General features: G+C 53.2%; 19 protein-coding genes. 14 read left to right on the forward strand and 5 right to left on the reverse strand.

Annotated elements, in window-relative coordinates; genetic code table 11:
• Nucleotides 1-23: 23 nt before the first annotated feature.
• The 8 genes from IJ22_RS02035 (at nt 24) to IJ22_RS02070 (ending at nt 7,075) form a co-directional block, all read left to right on the forward strand.
• Nucleotides 24-326, forward strand: a complete 303-nt coding sequence (locus IJ22_RS02035) for a YunC family protein (protein WP_054817153.1) — start codon at nt 24-26, stop codon at nt 324-326.
• 199 nt (nt 327-525) lie between these two features.
• Nucleotides 526-1,239 (forward strand): FadR/GntR family transcriptional regulator, encoded by a 714-nt coding sequence (locus IJ22_RS02040; RefSeq protein ID WP_062410821.1) that lies wholly within the window; start codon nt 526-528, stop codon nt 1,237-1,239.
• Nucleotides 1,240-1,362: 123 nt separating this feature from the next.
• Nucleotides 1,363-2,112: a (Fe-S)-binding protein gene (locus IJ22_RS02045; protein WP_062406886.1), complete on the forward strand. Its 750-nt coding sequence runs from the start codon at nt 1,363-1,365 to the stop codon at nt 2,110-2,112.
• Nucleotides 2,090-3,595: a LutB/LldF family L-lactate oxidation iron-sulfur protein gene (locus tag IJ22_RS02050; RefSeq protein WP_062406888.1), complete on the forward strand. Its 1,506-nt coding sequence runs from the start codon at nt 2,090-2,092 to the stop codon at nt 3,593-3,595. Before IJ22_RS02045 ends, IJ22_RS02050 begins: the two co-directional genes overlap by 23 nt.
• On the forward strand, nt 3,588-4,373 hold the full coding sequence (locus IJ22_RS02055; RefSeq protein WP_062406890.1) for a LutC/YkgG family protein: 786 nt from the start codon (nt 3,588-3,590) through the stop codon (nt 4,371-4,373). The genes IJ22_RS02050 and IJ22_RS02055 overlap by 8 nt, the downstream gene beginning before the upstream one ends.
• Before the next feature lie 199 nt (nt 4,374-4,572).
• Nucleotides 4,573-5,328 carry an IclR family transcriptional regulator gene (locus tag IJ22_RS02060; RefSeq protein ID WP_062406892.1) on the forward strand — a complete coding sequence of 252 codons (756 nt, stop codon included), beginning with the start codon at nt 4,573-4,575 and terminating at the stop codon, nt 5,326-5,328.
• A gap of 29 nt (nt 5,329-5,357) precedes the next feature.
• Nucleotides 5,358-6,131, forward strand: coding sequence for an SDR family NAD(P)-dependent oxidoreductase (locus IJ22_RS02065; RefSeq protein WP_062406894.1), 774 nt, complete (start codon nt 5,358-5,360; stop codon nt 6,129-6,131).
• 32 nt (nt 6,132-6,163) lie between these two features.
• Nucleotides 6,164-7,075, forward strand: coding sequence for a fumarylacetoacetate hydrolase family protein (locus IJ22_RS02070; protein ID WP_054817156.1), 912 nt, complete (start codon nt 6,164-6,166; stop codon nt 7,073-7,075).
• Between the two features lie 349 nt (nt 7,076-7,424).
• Here IJ22_RS02070 and nagA read toward each other — a convergent pair whose 3' ends face one another.
• Together nagA and nagB are read right to left on the reverse strand one after the other, a co-directional pair.
• Complete coding sequence (nagA, locus tag IJ22_RS02075; RefSeq protein ID WP_062406895.1) at nt 7,425-8,609, reverse strand: N-acetylglucosamine-6-phosphate deacetylase; 1,185 nt, start codon at nt 8,607-8,609, stop codon at nt 7,425-7,427.
• A complete protein-coding gene (gene nagB, locus IJ22_RS02080; RefSeq protein WP_062406897.1) occupies nt 8,606-9,334 on the reverse strand; it encodes a glucosamine-6-phosphate deaminase in 729 nt (242 codons plus the stop codon). Before nagB ends, nagA begins: the two co-directional genes overlap by 4 nt.
• A gap of 235 nt (nt 9,335-9,569) precedes the next feature.
• On the opposite strand from nagB, the gene IJ22_RS02085 reads away from it, so the two are divergent.
• Nucleotides 9,570-12,425, forward strand: a complete 2,856-nt coding sequence (locus IJ22_RS02085; protein ID WP_062406900.1) for a cadherin-like beta sandwich domain-containing protein — start codon at nt 9,570-9,572, stop codon at nt 12,423-12,425.
• Nucleotides 12,426-12,581: 156 nt separating this feature from the next.
• Here IJ22_RS02085 and mtnA read toward each other — a convergent pair whose 3' ends face one another.
• The 3 genes from mtnA to IJ22_RS02100 form a co-directional block, all read right to left on the reverse strand.
• Nucleotides 12,582-13,673, reverse strand: a complete 1,092-nt coding sequence (gene mtnA, locus IJ22_RS02090) for an S-methyl-5-thioribose-1-phosphate isomerase (RefSeq protein WP_373864963.1) — start codon at nt 13,671-13,673, stop codon at nt 12,582-12,584.
• 25 nt (nt 13,674-13,698) lie between these two features.
• Nucleotides 13,699-14,904 carry an S-methyl-5-thioribose kinase gene (gene mtnK, locus IJ22_RS02095; RefSeq protein ID WP_062406903.1) on the reverse strand — a complete coding sequence of 402 codons (1,206 nt, stop codon included), beginning with the start codon at nt 14,902-14,904 and terminating at the stop codon, nt 13,699-13,701.
• A 457-nt stretch (nt 14,905-15,361) separates the two neighbouring features.
• Nucleotides 15,362-15,529, reverse strand: a complete 168-nt coding sequence (locus IJ22_RS02100) for a hypothetical protein (protein ID WP_054817164.1) — start codon at nt 15,527-15,529, stop codon at nt 15,362-15,364.
• Between the two features lie 158 nt (nt 15,530-15,687).
• Between IJ22_RS02100 and IJ22_RS02105 the strand changes: the two genes are divergently transcribed.
• The 5 genes from IJ22_RS02105 (at nt 15,688) to sufU (ending at nt 20,198) form a co-directional block, all read left to right on the forward strand.
• Nucleotides 15,688-16,272, forward strand: coding sequence for a DUF1802 family protein (locus tag IJ22_RS02105; RefSeq protein WP_062406905.1), 585 nt, complete (start codon nt 15,688-15,690; stop codon nt 16,270-16,272).
• A gap of 114 nt (nt 16,273-16,386) precedes the next feature.
• Nucleotides 16,387-17,217 carry a Fe-S cluster assembly ATPase SufC gene (sufC, locus tag IJ22_RS02110; RefSeq protein ID WP_054817165.1) on the forward strand — a complete coding sequence of 277 codons (831 nt, stop codon included), beginning with the start codon at nt 16,387-16,389 and terminating at the stop codon, nt 17,215-17,217.
• A gap of 32 nt (nt 17,218-17,249) precedes the next feature.
• On the forward strand, nt 17,250-18,563 hold the full coding sequence (gene sufD, locus IJ22_RS02115) for a Fe-S cluster assembly protein SufD (RefSeq protein ID WP_062406907.1): 1,314 nt from the start codon (nt 17,250-17,252) through the stop codon (nt 18,561-18,563).
• Nucleotides 18,560-19,786 (forward strand): cysteine desulfurase, encoded by a 1,227-nt coding sequence (locus tag IJ22_RS02120; RefSeq protein ID WP_062406909.1) that lies wholly within the window; start codon nt 18,560-18,562, stop codon nt 19,784-19,786. Before sufD ends, IJ22_RS02120 begins: the two co-directional genes overlap by 4 nt.
• Nucleotides 19,773-20,198, forward strand: a complete 426-nt coding sequence (gene sufU, locus IJ22_RS02125; protein ID WP_062406911.1) for a Fe-S cluster assembly sulfur transfer protein SufU — start codon at nt 19,773-19,775, stop codon at nt 20,196-20,198. The genes IJ22_RS02120 and sufU overlap by 14 nt, the downstream gene beginning before the upstream one ends.
• Nucleotides 20,199-20,211: the final 13 nt, after the last annotated feature.

Below are 20,211 nucleotides of genomic sequence, written 5' to 3' on the forward strand. Positions count from 1 at the left end.
GGTCATTAAGAGGAGTGCTTATCATGATGCGATTGGAACCGATTGATATGGGAGGACGCATCGCTCTCGCGGTCGAAGTGAAGCTGCCCAAAACAACGCTGCTCGCCGTGACTACGGATAGAGGCTATATCATGTGCGGGGCCTTAGACGTCGGACTATTGAACGAGCGGCTGAAAGAAAGAGGGATTATCGCCGGTCGGGCAACGGGGGTCAGGACGATTGAGGAGCTGCTGGAAGCCCCCTTGGAATCTGTAACCTATGGTGCGGTGGAGCTCGGCATCGTGCCGGGGATGATCGGAAAAGATGCGGTTGCACGGATGTTTTAACCAAAGGAAAGCCGCCGGGCGTTGTTCGGCGGTTTATTTTTAGCACATAGATAATCCGGGGGCTTGGAAGGTGCCGGGCGGCGTTGAATGGACGGTTTGGGTATGGGAAGGCCCGGGGACGCGATCCCGTCTGGTTGTGCTCCTTGAGAATCCGGGTATAATGAATATCGGAGGCAACGACAGACAGGGGGAGTCATGGTTGGAAATCCAAAAGATCAGAACGCACAAAATCTATGAAGCCATAGCGGAGCAAATCAAGGAGCAGATTGTGTCTGGCGGATTGAAGCCCGGAGAGAAGCTCCCTTCAACGAAAGAGCTGTCCGAACGCTTTCAGGTAGGCCGCTCAACTGTCAGGGAAGCGCTCAGCGCCCTGAAGGCCATGGGGCTGGTAGAGATTCATCAGGGCGAGGGCAGCTATGTGCGAAGTATCGAATCGCGGGATGTGGGGCTGCCGGAGTTCGATTCGCTGCTGATGAGCAAGGAGACGGTGCTGGAGCTGATCGAGGCGCGGAAGGCGCTGGAGATTGCCGGGGCAGGTATGGCGGCCGAGAAGCGGACGGACGAGGATCTTCGTAAATTTGAGGCGGTGCTGAAGCGGATGGAGGCATACCTCGGCGATGAGGAAGAAGGAGAACGGTCGGACATCGAATTTCACTTGATCTTGTCCGAGGCCACACATAATTCAATCATGGTCCGGCTGATCGATTCGATCTCGTCCCAGATGCAGACGGCGATCCGTGAGACCCGCAGGCTGGAGATGTACGCCAACCGCCAGGTATCCATACGGCTTTGGCAGGAGCATCAAGCGGTATATGAAGCCATTCGCGGCCAAAATGCGGCGGCGGCACAAGAACAAATGGGGCGCCATCTGGCCCACGTCGAGCAGATCCTGCTGAAATTTCTGAAAAAGTAGTGCCGTCGGCATGGAAGCGAGATTGGAGGAACGCCCCGAAATGGACCCGACCCCCTTTTCAAAACGTAACTTATCTGATAACCTGATAAGTGAGTGAACTCATAATGAAAAGGATGGATTCCCATGAGAGTTTCCTTATTTATTACCTGCCTGGCCGATCAGTTGTACCCGGAGGTCGGCGAGAGCGTCGTCCGGCTTTTGCACCGGTACGGCTGCGAGGTGGATTTCCCGGAGCTGCAAACCTGCTGCGGTCAGCCTGCATACAACAGCGGCTATCAAGATGAAGCCCGTGAAGTGGCGCGCAATTGGATTCGCGCATTCGAGCACAGCGATTATGTGGTATCGCCGTCGGGCTCCTGTACGGGAATGGTGCATCATTACTATCCGTCATTGTTTGAGAACGAACCGGAATGGAAGGCAAAAGCGGAACGGCTGATTGAAAAAACGTACGAGTTTTCCCAATTTATGGTCAATGTGCTGGGGATAAAGGATTTGGCTGCGGAGTTTCCGGAAAAAGTCACTTATCATCCGTCCTGTCATGCCATGCGTCTTCTTGGCGTCAGGGAGGAGCCCGGCACGCTGCTGGCCCATGTGAAAGGGCTGGAGCTGATCGATCTACCGTATAAAGAGGACTGCTGCGGCTTCGGCGGCACGTTCGCGGTTAAAATGGCGGACATGTCGGAGGCCATGGTGTGCGAGAAAGCGGCCAACGTCTGCTCGACCAACGCCAGCGTGCTTGTCGGTACGGATATGGGCTGTCTGATGAATATCGGCGGCCGTTTAAATAAAGAAAATAAGCCGGTACGCGTCATGCATTTGGCGCAGCTGCTGGAGGAAGGGGTGAAGCGGGGTGAGTCGGCAGGTCGCAAATGAAAAGGAACTGATCGGGACAGGGCTGAAGCAGCGGACGGAGGAAGCGCTGGCGGATGATTTTCTTCGCAAAGCGGTAGCGTTTACAACCGATAAGCTGAAGACCGGCAAGAAAATGGCGACGGATGATTTTGGCCAGTGGGAGGAATGGCGGGAACGCGGACGGCTGATCCGAAAGCACGTTGTGGACAACCTGGATTACTACCTGACGCAATTCTCGGACAATGTTGCCAAGGCCGGCGGACATGTGTACTTCTGCCGCACCGGGGATGAGGCGGTCCAAACGTTCATGGGCATTGCCGAAAAGCGCTGCGCCAAGCTGGTCGCCAAGGGCAAATCCATGGTGTCGGAGGAAATTCATCTGAATCGTCACCTCGAAGAACGGGGCATAGAAGCCATTGAGACGGACCTGGGTGAATATATTTTGCAGCTGGCCAAAGAAACGCCTTCCCATCTGATCATCCCGGCCATTCACAAAAACAAGCAGCAAATCGCCGACCTGTTCTCGGCAGAGGCGGGGGAATCGTTCCTGCCGGAAACCAAGGTGCTCGCCCGGTATGCCAAACAGCGGCTTCGCGACTATTTCCTCCAAGCGGATATCGGAATGACCGGCTGCAATTTCGGCGTAGCCGAATCGGGTGCGATCACGCTGGTGTCTAATGAAGGCAACGGGCGGATGGTGAGCACAATCCCCAAATGCCATGTCGTAATCATGGGAATGGAGCGGCTGGTGCCCACCTACGATGACCTTGAGGTCGTGCTGAACCTGCTTGCCAGGAGTGCGACGGGGCAGAAGCTGACCACGTATACCTCCATGATTACGGGACCGCGCCGCGAAGGGGAGCTCGACGGACCGGAGGAGCTTCATGTGATCATATTGGATAACGGGCGGTCGGCACAGCTCGGAGACCCGGTATTTCAAGAGGTGCTGCACTGCATCCGCTGCGCGGCATGTCTGAATGTTTGTCCTGTGTACCGTCACGTGGGCGGACACACTTACGGAAGTGTATACAGCGGCCCGATCGGAGCCGTACTGACACCGCTGCTGCAGCAGGACATGAAGGAAGCGGGGCAGCTGGCCTACGCCTCCAGCTTATGCGGGGCATGCTATGAAGCGTGTCCGGTAAAGATACCGCTGCATGACATGCTTGTGCAGCTTCGGGCGCGTAAGGTGCGGCTTGGGTTGACGCCGCTGGCCGAACGCGTGGCTTTCAAGACGTTCCAGACAACGTTTGGCAGCGTCAAGCTGTATCGGATGGCGACGAAGTCCGCCTATTATCTGATGAAGCCGTTTGTGAGCAAAGGCGTGATCAAAAAAGCGCCCGGACCGGCAGCGGGCTGGACGCAGTCACGCCATTTGCCGATGAAGCCGAAGCAGTCGTTCCGCGAGCGGTGGCGGGAGCTGCAGCAGGAGCTAAAGCGGGAAAGTGCCGGACGTGCAGGCGCTTTGACAAATCGAAATGGGGAGGAGCAGCGCTATGACTAAGGGTACAATCCAAGGCAGAGATGCATTTATCGGCAGCTTGTCTTCGCGGCTTGGACGCAGCTCTGTACCTCGTACAGCTCCGGCTCATCCTTTTCGGGGCGCGCCGCAATGGTATAAAGACTTGGATCGCACAGTGGAAGAGAAAATCTCGCTGTTTACCGAGAATTGGACGGCTTTGACAGGCAAGGTGCTCATTGTGGAAGCTTCTGAGGCCAAGCAGCGGATCGGCGCATGGCTGAAGGAGATCGCTGCCGAGCTCGGTGTAACGCACGTCTCCCGTTGGGAACACGAGGAGCTGAAGGCGCTCGGATTGGATGAGGCGCTCAAGGAAGCAGGCATCGAGGTTATACCGTGGGTGGAGCCCGTCAATCCGGGCGAGCTGGAATTTCAGCCTGAGGCGGGCGTGGAGGAGCTGCCTGAATCTAACTGGGCCAAGCGCAGCGAGCTGCTGAAGCGTACGGAGCGGTGCCAGCTCGGGATCGTATGGCCGGATTTTGCCGTAGCGAATACAAGCACCTTAGTGCTTCAGTGCTCTCCGCAGAGAGGCCGGTCGGTCAGCCTGTTGACGGACATTTTGTTTGCCGTGTTCCGCGCCGGCCAGCTGGTGAACCGGATGGGGGAAGCGTTTGAGCGGATTACCCGGGATAAATCGTCGCCAGAGCAGTACGCTTCATCTCTCAATCTGATCACCGGCCCGAGCCGAAGCGCGGATATCGAGAACGACCTGACGATCGGAATTCACGGCCCCGGCAAAGTATATGCCGTTATTATTAAATAAGCCTTTCACTTTCCCCGCTGATCGCACAAGAAGGCTGCGCATGCGGGGTTTTGTCATTTCACGGGAAAGGGGGCAGTCTGCCGTGATTCGGCATAATTTCCGATTGACATATCAAGAAGCCGGGTGCTACTATGAAGATGTAATATACAAAACCTTGGTTTATTATAGTAAACCTATGGTGTAACAGCATGGAGGTTGCATGGAAAAGAAGTATTGGGTACCGGCACTCGAAAAAGCGAACGATGTGCTGCAGGCGATCGCCCAGCAGCCGTCCGGGCTGAAGCTGATCGATCTGTCCAAGCGGTTGGCCATCCATAAAAGCTCCATGTTTTCCTTGTTGAATACGATGGAAGCGCTTGAATGGGTTGTGCGCGAGAACGACGGCACCTATTCGCTGGGCTCCAGACTAGGCTATATTGGAAACGCTTTTTTCAAACAGTTCAGCTTGATCGACCGTTTCCGCAAGGAGGCTTCCATCACGAAGCATATAATTAAGGAGACGATCCAGCTGGCGAAGCTGGAGGGGCGCGAGGTGCTGTATTTAGCCAAGGAAGAGATGCCCTCTCCCGTACGCCTTGCTTCGGAACCCGGGATCAAGTTTCCCGCCCATGCCACGGCGCTGGGGAAAGTGATGCTGGCTTTTCAAGACCGGGCCGAGCTGGATGCTCTGTACACTTCAGGGGAGCTGGAACCGAGGCTTACGCCTCATACGCTTCAATCGCGCGAGGAGCTGTACCGTCAGTTGGCCGAGGTCAGAGCAAACGGGTGTGCATATGATTTGCAGGAGGCGGTGATGGGCTTTAGCTGTGTGGCGGCACCGGTGCGAGACGCGGACGGCAAGGTCATAGCGGCAATCAGCTGCTCCATGTTCCAGCACGAATGGGAGGAGAAGCGGGAACTCGCCAAAGAGGAGATCTGCGCCTTGGCCAAACGATTGTCACAAAACCCGCAATAACGGAGTAAAAAGCAAAGGATGTGATTCCCGTGAGATTGCAGAACAAAATTACGCTGATCACCGGTTCCGGATCGGGCATAGGCAGAAGCTCGGCGCTGTTGTTTGCAAGAGAAGGCGCGACCGTAATCGTCAACGACCTGCATGAGGACAAAGGGCAGGAAACGGTGGAGGACATTCAAGCCGCCGGAGGCCAGGCCATATTCGTGCAGGCGAATGTGACGAGCCCGGAATCGGTGCAAGCGATGGTAGACACCGTGATTGGCCGGTACGGACGTATCGACGTTCTGTTCAACAATGCCGGCGTCAGCGGTGTCGGCGCCATACACGAAGTGGAGCCGGAGGCTTGGGACCGTGTTATCAGCGTCAATATCCGGGGCGTTTATTTGCCCTGCAAATTCGTGCTGCCCTATATGATGGAGCGCAGGGAAGGCTCGATCATCAACATGTCCTCGTGCATTGCCGAAATCGGACTCGCCCGGCGAGCTTCCTATTCCGCCAGCAAGGGAGCGGTGCTGGCCTTGACCAAATCAATGCAGGTCGATTATGCGTCTTACAATATTCGCGTCAATGCATTGCTGCCGGGGACCATTTTTACGCCGTTTGTCGAAGATTACCTCAAAAAGTCTTACGACAATCCGGAGGAAGCGATCGAGTCGATCAAAAAGCGTCAGCTGAGCGGCGAGCTAGGCCGTCCGGAGGATGTGGCGAATGCGGCATTGTTCCTCGCATCGGACGAATCCCGGTTCATGATGGGCTCCCCGCTGTACATTGATGGCGGAGCCACGTTCGGGAAGAATGCCTGATAAAACAAAACTGTTGGGGAGGATATGCAATTATGAAACTGCTTACATTTTTGGAGAATGGAAACGCTCAGCTTGGCGTGAAAACAGACCGGGGCGTCATACATATTGGAAAAGCGATTCAAACGCTGCAAAATGCGGGACAGACGGTTCCGCAAACCGTACATGAAGTGATCGAAGGCGGCCCGGCGGCGGTCAGCGCGCTGCAGAATTTCGTTGATCAGGCTTTGGCGGCGGGCGGCAGCGAAGCGTATGTGCTGGATGAATCCAAGCTGACCTTTGGACCTTGCGTAACCCATCCGAACAAAATCATTTGTGTCGGACTGAATTACCGGAAGCATGCAGAGGAGACGAATTCGCCGATTCCGAAATATCCGATATTGTTTAACAAGTTCAACAATACGTTAACCGGCCACGGACATGATGTGCCGCTGCCCGTGAGCGTCAGCAGCAAAGTGGACTATGAGGCCGAGCTCTGCATTGTGATCGGCAAGCAGGCGAAATATGTGGCGAAAGAAAACGCGCTGGATTATGTGTTTGGCTACTGCAACGTGAACGATCTGTCCGCCCGCGATCTGCAAATGCGTACGCAGCAGTGGCTGCTCGGTAAGTCCTGCGATGGCTTCAGTCCGCTTGGACCGTACTTGGTGACGGCCGATGAAGTCGGAAACCCGAACAACCTCGGCATTCGCAGCATCGTAAACGGTGAAGTGCGGCAAAATTCCAATACGTCGGATATGATATTCCATTGCGACGAAATCGTTAGCTACATTTCTCAACATATGACGCTGGTACCGGGGGACATCATTCTAACGGGAACACCGGAGGGTGTGGTTATGGGATATCCGGAGGATAAGCAGGTCTACCTTAAAGACGGCGATGTCGTGACGATCGAGATCGAGAAGCTCGGTTCGTTGACGAACCGTATGGTGAATGAACGGGTTTAATGCCATCATAAGAGGACGGCCGTCACCCGAATAATGGAGGCAGGACATATTGCAGCGGAAGCTGATGCGCCTGTGACGGATGCTTGCGATCTTGCAGCGGCAGCGCATTATCGCTTACCCATGAAGTGTTGGAATGACTCTGCTGGACGAGGCTTCTCCGTTCATGCGGCTCAGCCGGACGTTCATATGGAACATCAATTCAACCAAGCCTGTTTGGAAAGTAACGGACCTGAGTCCGTTCATCTAAACAGGCTTTTATTCGCTATGCCGCGGCTAAGACTTTATCAAGCTTCAAGGTTCCCCGCTGATTTCGTTATAACGAACATCGGCGGGATTTTATTTTTCCATTTTAGAACAAAACAAGGCTGCCCTTCACCCATACTTTGTCGATCGACAGCTCCGGAGACACCAGCAGCAGATCGGCCTGTTTACCGGGCGCAATGCTTCCGGTCCTGTCCGCAATGCCGAGAGCCTTGGCAGGGTTATGGCTGGCCATCCTGCTGACTTCGGGCACTGACGCGCCGATGGTGTTGACCATGAACCGAAACGCATCGATCATCGTCAGGGTACTGCCGGCCAAGGTGCGGCCGTCCTTTAATGTGGCGGCTCCGTTTCGTACTGTCACCTCGAGCCCGCCGAACCGGTAATCCCCGTCGCCAAGCCCGGCGGCGGATATGGCGTCCGTAACCAGCATCAGGTTATCGTTGCGTTTCACCTGCATAAGAAGACGGATGCATGCCGGGTGGATATGGCGGCCGTCTGCAATCATTTCCGCACCGATGGCATCCTCGGTCAAGACGGCGCCGACGACGCCCGGCTCTCTGTGATGCAGCCCTTTCATCGCATTAAACGTATGAACCGCATGCCGCAGGCCGTGCCGGACGGCTTCTCTGATTTGTGCGTAAGTAGCGTCGGTATGACCGCAAGCGACAACGATCCCTTGACCGGACAGCTTCTCGATAAGAGGCAACGCGCCCTCCCTTTCGGGAGCCAGTGTCAACAACCGGATCAGCCCCGGGTATTGCCTTGTCCAATCGTCTATCCATTGCTGCCGGGGTGCAACGATGTAGGCGGGGTTCTGGGCGCCGGGATATGCCGGACTGATGAACGGTCCTTCCAAATGTACTCCTTCCAGCTGTGCATAGGGCATTTGTTTATTCCGGAACGAATGAACCGATTGCAGTACCTTTGCTAGCTCCTCTTGCGGAGCAGTCGTCGTCGTCGCCAGCATCGTCGTTGTCCCGTGGCTCCCATGGAAGCGTGTAATTCCTTCCAGCGCTTCGGCAGACGCGTCCATGAAGTCATGTCCGTCCCCTCCGTGCACATGCACATCGATAAAACCGGGCAGCAGCCAGAAGCCGCCGGCATCGATGATTTCTTCTGCAAGCTGCAGGAGCTGCGGGTCCAGCTCCTGCATAGGCCCCGTCTCTTGAATGATGTCCCCCTGCAGAAAAGCATAGCCTTGTGCAAGGACCCTGTCTAAAGTGACGATGTTCGCATGATGGATAAGCGTTGTTTTTATTCTTGAGTTCATCCTAGCCCACTCCCCGCATCCGTATCCAAAAGCACCGTTACATCTGGATGGGTCTGCAGAAAAGACGCCGGACATTTCGTCGTGACCGGCCCTTGCAGCGCCCTTTTTACAATATCGGCTTTGTCCGGTCCGCGGACGACAAGAAGAATCCTTTTGGCCTTGAGTATCGTTCCGACTCCCATCGTGATCGCCTGTGCAGGCACTTTCTCGGGCATGCCGAAGAAACGGGCATTCGCCTCGCGCGTTTGCTCTTGGAGTTCGACTATGTGCGTTACGTGCTCCAGTTCCTCATCCGGCTCGTTAAAGCCGATATGTCCGTTGTGACCGATGCCAAGCATTTGCAGATCGATTGGCCCGGCTTCCTCCAGCACGCGGTCATAGCGCCTGCACTCCGATTCCAAATCGGCCGCCATGCCGTCGGGAATGTGGCACTGCTTCGGAGGAATGTCTATTTTGCCCAGTAAATGCCGCTGCATATAGCTGTAATAGCTTTCAGGATGGCCGCGCTCAAGCCCCACATATTCATCGAGATTAAATACGGCGGCCTTCGCATAGCTGACCAGCCCTTGACGATGCGCTGCCGCCAGTTCCTGATAGATGCCGACCGGCGTACCTCCGGTGGCAAGCCCGAGGACGGCTCCCGGATTCGTTTGCAGTATTTCGATGATCATGCCGGCTCCGGCCTGGTTCAATTCCTTTTGCGAGCGGAATTTAAGGATATTCATTGCGTTATCTCCCTTTTTCTTGCCGTGAAATCGTCCTTTGATTCAAGAGTATGTCAGTTATTTTCTTATTATTTATTATATTATCATAATGATTGGCATGAAAAAGAAATAGCTTTGGCTTCCATCTGTCTTCGGATGATCTCTTTCTTTCTAAAAAACTATCAAAAATCCGGTTTCCTGCCGAAAATAAGATATGATAGGGATGGTAGATCTATACAGAGAGGAAGTTAAATTTATGATTCACAAGCCGGAGGCGGACTGCGGCCTCCACCTGCTTGGGCTGCGGAAGAGGGTTCGGTTTGCAGCCGCCATATGTCTGCTATTCTTCTTGTTCTTGCAAATGGATGCCAACCGTACACAGGCCCATCCGATCGAATATGAATTACATACCCTAACGCTCGCAGATCAAAACGGCAACGCAATTCCGGATTTTCAATTCTCCCCAAATACCAGGACATATGATATCGATGTTTCCGGCAGCGTCACTCGTCTGACCATTGCTGCCGAAGCGGAGAATGAGCATTCGGTGTCTATCTATCCCTCGAACCCTGTCCCGCTGCTGTGGGGCTCGAACCGGATTACGATTGGGGTGGGAGAAGGGGATACTCCTTACACTTTAACCGTGCACAGGGGCGCCAAATCTCCGGATCTTCACTTGGAGGAGCATTTTGCCGAGTTCGAAATGTCACAGAACATATCCACCGTGAAACCGACGGAGGACGGGGGACTGATCGCTCTGGGTACCCGTTATGGGACAAGCCAGTTATACAAGATGAACGGGCAGGGTGAAGTCACGGCGAAAAGCACGCTGTTGAATATCAAGCTGAATGACGTGCTGGAGATCAAAAAGAACCGGTATCTGGTCGTTGGAACGCGTGCGGATACGCCGGGTGGGACGCATCGTCCCTTTGTGGCTGTTTATGAGGCCATACCCGGAGCAGGGCCGGCAGGTTTCTTTCAACCTTTGACCGCTCTTTCCCCGGGATTAGGCGATGAAAAATCAGATCCCGTCTCCATCGTACGTATGGAGACCGCAGATGAGTATATCATTGCGGTCAACCGGAATATCAATTCCGCTTGGGCCATACAACTGTTCCGTTTAAAAATAAATGCGGATCCGGTCTTGCAGATCCTGTCTCAGACTACGATTTCAGGAGCGGATTCTTATTTTGTAAACAAAATCGTCAAAGTCGGCGGTTCGGATCATTATTTGGTCGTAGGTTATGCCCGGGATCGGGTAACGCAAGCGAATCACGGTCTTCTGGCTAAAGTTCATTATAACGCCGACGCGGACACGCTTTCTCCGGTTAACGATTTCGGAACGGACGGATTGGTGAAATCCGGTTTGGCTCCGATGGCCTATGTGTCGGCTGCACAAGCAGGTGAAGACCGGTATGTCATTCTGGGGACGCGGGAGTCATTTCCCCCCCATGCCGGTAACGCCGAGTTACATGTCGTCAAAGAAGACGGTTCTTATGCGGATGAAGCCCGGCTGCTGCCGGATTTATGGGTTCCAAACGGTAATGGAGCTTTGGCGGCCGCGCCGGACGGCGGATTTGTCGTAGGGGGAATAGCGATATCGTCAGGCAATCCTGACGTGCACAAGGGATACGTATACAAGTTTGGAGCGTCGCTTGAAGAGCATTGGAAACAAACGATGGGAGGCCCCGGGCACATCATCGGCGTATCGGCTCTTCTGCCGCTTGTCAACGGGGATATTTGGGTTTCCGGAGGTTTTTTTAAGAACTGGGGAGATTTGCACCGAAAAGGTTATATAGCCAAAGTGCTCGGTCCGGCTGCGCTAAACCGTATTGAACCCGCGGATCTGACTTATGTGGCAGTTAACGAAAGCGGCGCCAGCCAAGGATATCTGGACGATACTCATCTTACCTGGAACGTACCGGGGAACGTAAATCGTATACAAGGGACGGTAGATCGGAAACCCGGCCAAACGGTTCGAGTAAACGGGAAACTGCTTCCGGAAAATGAGCCGTTTCACATTTTTCTTCCCGAAGTGAACAATACGGCGAAGATTGAAGTGACTGCGGCGGACCAGCTTACGAAGAAGCTGTATACGCTGGATATCATCAAAACTCTTCCATATCAGGCAACGGTTACCGGAGTGACATATAACGGGACTCCGCTCATTCCTTACGAGCATCTGCAAACATTCTATATGCCTGTTACCTCAAGCGTATACCAGGCCAATCTGGACGTGGTTTTAAGCGATCCGTCAGCGACGTTTGACTTGTTCCCGTCTGAAGGCGTAACGCGTGACATGAATCGTATCCATATCGATTCCTTGCCTTACGGACAACAGTACTCACTCGCGTTAACCGTTCATTCTGTCGAACACATTCCAAGCCGATGGACCATTAGGATAGGTCTGCCGTCGAACGATGTGGAGCTTAAACATCTTTACGCCCAATCGCCATCGGCTGTAGTAGAGCGGGCCCCGGATCGCTTTATCGTGACGGTACCCAACGAGATGTCCCATGTGACGCTTGATCCGATCATTTCCGATTACGCGTCTATTGTTCAGGTAACCGGGGCCCGTTTCGATCCGACGACTCAGTCCATTGAGGTTTCCTTTTTGCAAGAAGGATCGAATCACGTCACCGTCGTTGTACAAGCGCAAAGCGGGATGACACAGACCTTTGGGATTGATGTGATCCGAGACCAAAGACGGGAGGTCGGCGCCATTGTGCCTTCTCTTCAACCCGCCGGCAATATGTGGTTTGAAGTCACATTGTCGACCTTGCCGGCTGACGCAGCCATTTATTATACCGTAGACGGCACCGATCCCACGTTGTCAAGCGCTTTATATGATCCGGAGAATAAGCCGCGATTGTTTCCAGGCCAAACCTTAAAAGCGATCGGGGTCAAATGGGGGCTGAGGAATAGTCCTGTGCTGGTCCTCACCGGACCCGATCTTGAATATCCCGGTTTGCGGGATATCAGCGATATACTAAGTAAAATCAATGATCGTGCCGATGTCTATGGCGGGGGCTTCGGCACAAGGGACGTCGAATATTGGCTCAGTAAGATTAAGCCCGTAAAGGTTGTACCTGTTCCTCCTCCAGCCGGATAAATCAAATGGACCCTGCTACAGAAGCAGGGTCCATTTGGTTAAGTAAGCCGCTTGTGCATTCGGAGCCCAATAAGTCCAGTGTCTGGAATATCGGCTGCAGTACAGGCCGCTGATTTCCGTTACGCTGAAGCGGGGATATCCCCGAAGCATCGGCTTCTACGCAAACAGTTTTTTCAAATTTTCCGCGTAGGGTGCGCGGATAATGCCTTTTTCCGTGATAATCGCTGTGACATATTCGTTCGGCGTGACGTCAAAGGCAGGATTATACACCTTTACGCCTTGCGGCGCCGTACGCTTTCCGAAGCCCTGTGTAATTTCGTCTTCGTGCCGTTCTTCAATCGGGATGTCGGCGCCGGTCGGCGTATTCAGATCGATGGTTGACATCGGACATGCCACATAGAACGGGATGCCGTGGGCCTTGGCCAGGACAGCCACGCTGTATGTGCCGATTTTGTTGGCTACGTCTCCGTTGGCGGCTACGCGGTCCGTACCGACGATTACGGCTTGGATCCAGCCTTTGGACATGACGGCCCCTGCCATATTGTCGCAAATCAAAGTGACGTCGATCCCGGCCTGCTGAAGCTCGAATGCGGTCAGCCGCGCTCCCTGCAGAACAGGACGGGTCTCGTCGGCAAACACCTTGAGCGACATGCCTTTTTCCTTGGCCAGATACATCGGCGCCGTCGCCGTGCCGTACCGGGCCGTGGCGAGACCGCCCGCATTGCAGTGCGTAAGGACGCCCATGCCATCCTCAAACAAAGACAAGGCGTGCTCGCCGATCAGGCGGCAAGTTTCCTCGTCTTCCGCCTGAATGGCGCGGGCTTCGTCCAGAAGCGCCTGCTTCACTGCATCCACGCCGACAGGCTCGGCAGTTCCACCAAGCAGCGCCTGCGCCCGTGCTTTCATCCGGTCGAGCGCCCAGAACAAATTCACCGCCGTCGGACGCGACGTCGCCAGGTAATCGCATTGGCGGATTATTTCCGCCAGCAGCGCTTCACGGCTGCCGGAGAACTTCCGTACGCCAAGATATACCCCGAACGCCGCCGCGATGCCGATGGCCGGCGCGCCGCGGACCGCAAGCTGCTTGATGGCGTCCCATACCTGCTCCGAGGTGGTCAGCTGAAGGTAAACGATGTCTTCCGGCAGCCGCCGCTGATCGAGCAGGTCCAGATGATCCTCCAGCGAGTTCCACCGGACGGATTGCAGCCAACCTTGCGTATGTTGTTGTTCTATCGTCATGACGGCCATTGCTCCTTTTGTCTAATTCCAACCCTTAGCTGACGTTTTTCTCCGCAATCTCAATCATTTGTTCAATCGACTCCGCTTTGCGGTGAGACTTGATCAGCGTTGTGCCGATCGCCAAAGCAATCCGTTGGGCGCGTTCTTTGGCCGCTTCGTCCTCCAGCTTATTGATATCGGCTACCTGCGCGAGACCATGGACGCGGCGGACGATTTTGCAGCCCGCATATCCGAACGTATCCTGCAGCAGCCGTTTCATGTACAAATCCTGGTATCCGGGGGTCTTGGACATCCGGTCCACACCGTGTTCGTCCCAGAGCGCCCTGAACTCGGAGTCAAACTTCTTCCAAATATCCCGGATCGTTTGGGTAAGATAATTCCGGTAATCCTGACGGGATGCGGCGTCCGGGCTCCAGCCTTCCTGAGCTGCATAATTCAGCAGCAGGTTAGCAAGTACAGCTCCGATGTCAAAGCCCATAGGGCCGTAATAAGCAAACTCAGGATCGATGACCTTGGTCGAATCCGGCTTGATAAAAATACTTCCGGTATGCAGGTCTCCGTGAATCAGCGCCTGCGCCTGCGTCAGAAATTTTTCGCGGAGGATGGCGACCTCCAGATGCAGCTCCGTGTCCTTCCACACCGCTTCCACCGCATCGCGGATGGCGGGCGGGACGTTATTGTTCGGCGAATCCGTATACGGGTCGTCAAAAATGAGATCCTCCGTGATTTTGCACAACTCCGGATTGATGAAGCGCTTCACCTGTTCTTTTTTATCCTGCTGGTTCATGCCCAGGTCGGAAGTGTAAAATAGGGTCCGGGCCAGAAACGTTCCGATATGACTTGCAAACAGCGGGTATTTATTCCGTTCCATCAAGCCGCGCCGCATGATGACATGGTCGCTGAGATCCTGCATGACGGTCAGCGCAAGCTCCGGTTCATAGGCATGGACATGCGGCACCAGGTCAGGACACAGCGATTCCTGAATCATCAGGGCCTCGCTCTCGATGCGGGCGCGATCCAACGTCAAAGGCCAGGATTCCCCGACGACTTTCGCATAGGGGAGCGCCTGTTTGAGAATAATGCTTTTGCCGGTTGAAGGTTCTGAAATGTGAAACACCAGATTCAAGTTGCCGTCTCCGATTTCCCTGCTGGTCAGCTCGCTGTCCTTCTGAAACAGGTCGGGTATTTGTCTTGCGTAATCAATCGCTTCGGCTTCCGTAAGCGCGCGATATGCGGACATGGAACATCCTCCTTCTACATGACATAACTTGTAACCTCTAGTATAAATCAAATACCGCCGCGTTGGGAATAGAAGTTGAAAGTTTTTGGCTTTTCAAGCTTGCAGGGACGGGGGGTTTTTACAAAAAGTTCACATCCCGATTATATTTGCATCATATATGACTTATACAATGATGGCTGAGGTCATAAAAATGAAGGGGATTGACTCATGAAGAAAGGTTTCGAGCGCATCGTTTTTACCGCTGTCGCTGTCGCAGTGCTGCTTATCCTGGGATAGGTTTCGGCGGTAAATCCGGACGGTGCCATGCAGGCCAATCCTATGAAAGTTAACCGGGAGCAGTTCGAACGGATCCGTGAAGCGGCTGTGTATGTATACGACGGCAAATAAAATCTTATAATATGAAAAAAGGGAGGCTATGATGCCTTCCCTTTTTCGTTCACCCAGTAAAATAAGATGATTAAAACATTTTGTTGCGGTGCTCCACCAAATCGATAGCTCCCAAAACGACGTGTGCCAGTCCAAACCCCACGACCGCCGCGGCGGCCATCGGATATTTGTTGCGCAGAGCGGCACCGGACGCAGTGACAGCTGTCCCCAAAACTGTTGGAATCAGTCCTTCGCGCATAGCTCTTCATCCTCCTCGTTTTTGGTTCGATGCAGCATTTTTATTATCGATATAAGCGATTGTTTTTATGCCGCATCGGAATTGCATTGTTTTGGATGAAGAACTATAATATCGTAAATGGAAAAGGTTAGCGCAGTATAGGACAAGGGGGGTACAGCATGCGCGGACTGGAGCAAGAACAAGCTGTCGGCTTGAAGGAGTGGGCGGTGGCGGTTGAGGCGCTGCGGACAGGCCGTCAGCTTCTGATTATGCGAAAGGGCGGGATCCGGGAGGAAACGAAGGACTTTCAAGTGGAAAGCGAGAGCTTTTATTTATATCCGACCTACGAGCATCAAAAAAAAGAATTGATCAAGCCCGAATACCGAAGCGAAGTGAAAGAAGTAGAGGCCGGGTGGAGCGGCAGGCAGACGGAGGCGGTCATCAACTGCTGCGCAGAGCTTGCGGAGGACATCCTCATCTCGTCTCAAGAGGAACTGGACCGTATCGCGCGATTTCACATTTGGACCGATTCTTTTGCCGAGGAGCGGCTCAAATGGAAACGGACCAAGCCCTTGCATCTCATGCTGCTCAGAGTATATGAACTGGACCAGGCGGTGCGTATACCGGTGCTTTCCGAATATAACGGGTGCAAGTCGTGGATAAGTCTGCCCCCGGCTCTTTTGAATAAAGTTCCGCGCCGGCCGGTTCTGGCGGATAAGGAATGGATCGCTCAAATTTCCGAAATAAAGGCCGCGTTGGGTTGAAAACGGGTCTTTATTGATTTTTACATGTAAGGTATAATATAATTGAGAATCAGTGAGAATCACTTTAAAATAATTATTAATAAAGAATAACTCAAAGTTGGAGGCTCAATGGTTATGACGAAAAGACCACAATTGATTATAGACGGTTTGAAGGCAACTGTCGAAGGAAAAGAGATTTTGAAAGGACTCAGTTTGTCCATCAATGGCGGCGAAGTGCATGCCATTATGGGACCGAACGGAACGGGCAAAAGTACGTTGGCTTCCACGTTGATGGGACATCCCAAGTATGAAGTCACAGGCGGTTCCGTGTCGCTTAACGACGAGGATGTACTGGAAATGGCGACAGACGAAAGAGCGCGTGCTGGCCTGTTCCTGGCCATGCAGTATCCAAGTGAAATTACAGGCGTCACCAACGCAGACTTCCTGCGCAGCGCCATCAATGCCCGCCGCGGCGAAGGCAACGAATTATCGCTGATCAAGTTCATTCGTCAAATGGAAGCCAAAATGAAAGATCTGGAGATGAACCCTGAGTTCATGCACCGTTATTTGAACGAAGGCTTCTCCGGCGGTGAAAAGAAGCGCAACGAAATATTGCAAATGATGATGCTGGAACCGAAAATCGTCATCCTCGACGAAATCGATTCGGGTCTGGATATCGACGCGCTGCGCATTGTGGCGGAAGGCGTCAATGCGATGCGCTCTGAAGATCGCGGCTTCCTGATCATCACGCACTACCAACGCCTTTTGAATTACATCAAACCGGACTTTGTTCACGTGATGATGCAGGGCCGCATCGTGAAGTCGGGCGGACCGGAGCTGGCCGAGCGTCTGGAAAACGAAGGGTATGACTGGATCAAGGAAGAGCTCGGCATCGTTGACGAAAGAGTAGGGCAAGATGAAGAAGAATTCAAGATGCCCATGAATACTACGGCTCCTAAATTTTAAGCGACCGATCAGGAAAACAGGAGGAATTATCAATGAGTACACAAACCGTTCTTCCCATCGATCGTGCGAGCTTGGTGGAGCAGTCCAAAGCAAGACGGGAGCCGGAATGGATGACCGCGTTGCGCGAAGAGGCGCTGGAGCTGGCAGGATCGCTGGAATTGCCCAAATTGGAAAAAACAAGAATCGACCGTTGGAATCTTCAATCCTTCGGAAACTATAAACCGGTAAAGGCCGCCCGTTCTCTCGACGAGCTGCCGGCCGAAGCCAAGAGCTTGCTTCAAAACGAAGGTCAGGGACAGCCGGATAATTTGCTGGTGCAGCATAATTCAGGCGTAATCTACAGCAGCATATCCGAATCGCTGAAGCGACAAGGCGTGATTTTTACCAGTCTGGAAGAAGCATTGAACCTTCACGGAGATCTGGTGAAGCCGTATTTCATGAGCGTCGTGGACAAAAGCGAGAACCGCTTGACCGCGCTGCACACGGCATTATGGAGCGGCGGCGTATTCTTGTACGTGCCCAAGAACGTTCAGGTGGAAGTGCCTGTCCAAGCGTTGTTCATAACCGATGACGGAGAAGCCGTCTTCTCCCCGCATGTTCTGATCGTAGCCGAACAGCATGCCTCGGTCACTTACGTTGAGAATTTCATCTCTCAAGGCAAGCTCAACGGTTTGGTCTATAACGGCGTGGCAGAGGTCGTTGTTAAACCCGAAGCCAAGGTTACTTTCGCTTCCGTTCACAACCTGGACGAGAGCGTAACAAATTTGACTTACCGCCGCGCCGTGGTAGAAAACGACGCCAGCGTGGAATGGATTATCGGAGAGATGCATTACGGTAACGCGATGTCCGATACGACGACCCTCCTGAAGGGCAAAGGATCGAATTCGGATGCCAAAGTCATTTGCGTTGGTACCGAGGATCAAAAACTGAACGTAACGACCCGTGCGGTACACTTTGGCAAGCATTCCGAGAGCAATATGATTACCCGTGCGGTCATGCGCGATACGGCGACAGCGATTTTTAACGGTGTGACAAAAATTGAAAAAGGCGCGACCAAAGCCAATGGTGAGCAAACCGAAAAGGTACTGATGCTGAGCCCGAAAGCGCGAGGCGATGCAAACCCGATTCTGCTTATCGACGAAGACGATGTGAAAGCGGGCCATGCCGCATCTGTAGGCCAGGTTAATCCGGAACAAGTTTATTATCTCATGTCCAGGGGTATTTCAAAACAAGAGGCTGAGCGCTTGATCATCTACGGGTTTTTGGATCCGGTGGTATCCAAGATTCCATTAGAGCAAATCGGATCGCAGCTGCGTCAGCTGGTCGAAAGGAAGCTGGGACAATGAATACGGCAGAACTCCGGGAGCTGTTTCCCATTCTTCATCAGGAAGTGAATGGTCATCCTCTGGTATATCTGGACTCGGCGGCTACATCCCAGAAACCGGTGTCCGTCATCGAGGCGGTTAAACATTATTATGAGTGGGATAATTCTAATGTGCACCGCGGTGTGCATACTCTTGGTTCAAGGGCAACGGATGCTTATGAAGGGGCGCGCGAAAAGCTGCGCCGCTTCATTAATGCAAAATTCACGGAAGAAGTTATTTTTACCCGCGGTACGACGACAGCCCTCAATCTGGTAGCTTCCAGCTATGCGAGAGCCGTATGCCAAAAGGGAGACGAGATCGTGATTACTCCGATGGAGCATCACAGCAATCTCATACCATGGCAGCAGGTGGCCAAGGCGACCGGAGCTGTCTTAAAATATATTCCGCTCCAAAAAGACGGGACCATTAGCTTGGCGGATGTAGAAAAAACGATTACCGGCAATACCAAGATCGTATCCGTGACTTATGTTTCTAACGTGCTTGGAGTAGTGAATCCGGTAAAGGAAATTGCCGAGATTGCCCATCGGAACGGAGCCAAAATCGTCGTAGACGGCGCGCAAAGCACACCCCATTTGAAGGTTGACGTTCAGGCGCTGGATTGCGATTTCTACGCTTTGTCCGGTCACAAAATGTGCGGCCCCACTGGAATTGGCGCGCTGTACGGCAAGAAGGAACTTCTTCAGGAAATGGAACCGATCGAGTTCGGCGGCGAAATGATTGATCATGTCGGACTGTTCGAATCTACATGGAAGGACCTGCCGTGGAAGTTCGAAGGGGGAACGCCGATTATTGCAGGGGCTGTCGGCCTCGGCGCAGCCATCGATTTTCTCGAGAGCATTGGAATGGATGTTATCGACAAGCATGAGAAGGAGCTTACGGCATACGCTCTGGAGCGGATGCTTGAAATTGAAGGGCTGACCGTCTACGGTCCGCAGAAAGACCGGGCGGGGCTGATCACCTTTAACTTGGATGATGTGCATCCTCACGATGTCGCAACCGTTCTTGACGCTAACGGTGTCGCTGTCCGTGCGGGACACCATTGCTGCCAGCCGCTGATGCGTTGGCTTAATGTAACGGCTACCGCGCGCGCAAGCTTTTATCTTTATAATAACGAAACCGATGTAGACCGTTTGATCGCTTCTCTAATCAAAGCAAAGGAGTATTTCGGTCATGCAATTGGATGATTTGTACCGCAGAGTCATTATGGATCATTATAAAAATCCGCGTAACCGCGGCACCTTTGAAGGCGAAGCGGTCAGCATCAATCTCAACAATCCAACCTGCGGAGATAAAATCCAGCTCCAAATGCAGGTGGAAGACGGTAAGGTCAAAGCGGCCAGGTTTTTGGGCGAAGGATGCTCGATCAGTCTCTCTTCCGCATCCATGATGACAGATGCCGTTAAGGGCAAAACGCTGGAAGAAGCGCTTGAGATGGCTGAGAAATTTTCCGGGCTGATGAAGGGCGAAAACGTTGAATTCGAATATGAGGATTTGGAAGCATTGTCCGGCGTGAATAAATTTCCGGCCCGGATCAAATGCGCCACACTTGCTTGGAATGCCTTGCGAAAAGGTATTGAACAATCCAATGCGAAATAAGGAGGCTGAGAAC

The organism is Paenibacillus naphthalenovorans, from assembly GCF_001465255.1.
Classification (GTDB): Bacteria; Bacillota; Bacilli; order Paenibacillales; family NBRC-103111; genus Paenibacillus_G; species Paenibacillus_G naphthalenovorans.

What these genes read in the sequence shown, in the direction of transcription:
- IJ22_RS02035 (WP_054817153.1), top strand. Translation starts at nt 24, where the DNA reads ATGATGCGATTGGAACCGATTGATATGGGAGGACGCATCGCTCTCGCG.
- IJ22_RS02045 (WP_062406886.1), top strand. Translation starts at nt 1,363, where the DNA reads ATGAGAGTTTCCTTATTTATTACCTGCCTGGCCGATCAGTTGTACCCG.
- IJ22_RS02055 (WP_062406890.1), top strand. Translation starts at nt 3,588, where the DNA reads ATGACTAAGGGTACAATCCAAGGCAGAGATGCATTTATCGGCAGCTTG.
- IJ22_RS02060 (WP_062406892.1), top strand. Translation starts at nt 4,573, where the DNA reads ATGGAAAAGAAGTATTGGGTACCGGCACTCGAAAAAGCGAACGATGTG.
- IJ22_RS02070 (WP_054817156.1), top strand. Translation starts at nt 6,164, where the DNA reads ATGAAACTGCTTACATTTTTGGAGAATGGAAACGCTCAGCTTGGCGTG.
- nagA (WP_062406895.1), bottom strand. Translation starts at nt 8,609, where the DNA reads ATGAACTCAAGAATAAAAACAACGCTTATCCATCATGCGAACATCGTC.
- nagB (WP_062406897.1), bottom strand. Translation starts at nt 9,334, where the DNA reads ATGAATATCCTTAAATTCCGCTCGCAAAAGGAATTGAACCAGGCCGGA.
- IJ22_RS02085 (WP_062406900.1), top strand. Translation starts at nt 9,570, where the DNA reads ATGATTCACAAGCCGGAGGCGGACTGCGGCCTCCACCTGCTTGGGCTG.
- mtnA (WP_373864963.1), bottom strand. Translation starts at nt 13,673, where the DNA reads ATGGCCGTCATGACGATAGAACAACAACATACGCAAGGTTGGCTGCAA.
- mtnK (WP_062406903.1), bottom strand. Translation starts at nt 14,904, where the DNA reads ATGTCCGCATATCGCGCGCTTACGGAAGCCGAAGCGATTGATTACGCA.
- IJ22_RS02100 (WP_054817164.1), bottom strand. Translation starts at nt 15,529, where the DNA reads ATGCGCGAAGGACTGATTCCAACAGTTTTGGGGACAGCTGTCACTGCG.
- IJ22_RS02105 (WP_062406905.1), top strand. Translation starts at nt 15,688, where the DNA reads ATGCGCGGACTGGAGCAAGAACAAGCTGTCGGCTTGAAGGAGTGGGCG.
- sufC (WP_054817165.1), top strand. Translation starts at nt 16,387, where the DNA reads ATGACGAAAAGACCACAATTGATTATAGACGGTTTGAAGGCAACTGTC.
- sufD (WP_062406907.1), top strand. Translation starts at nt 17,250, where the DNA reads ATGAGTACACAAACCGTTCTTCCCATCGATCGTGCGAGCTTGGTGGAG.
- IJ22_RS02120 (WP_062406909.1), top strand. Translation starts at nt 18,560, where the DNA reads ATGAATACGGCAGAACTCCGGGAGCTGTTTCCCATTCTTCATCAGGAA.
- sufU (WP_062406911.1), top strand. Translation starts at nt 19,773, where the DNA reads ATGCAATTGGATGATTTGTACCGCAGAGTCATTATGGATCATTATAAA.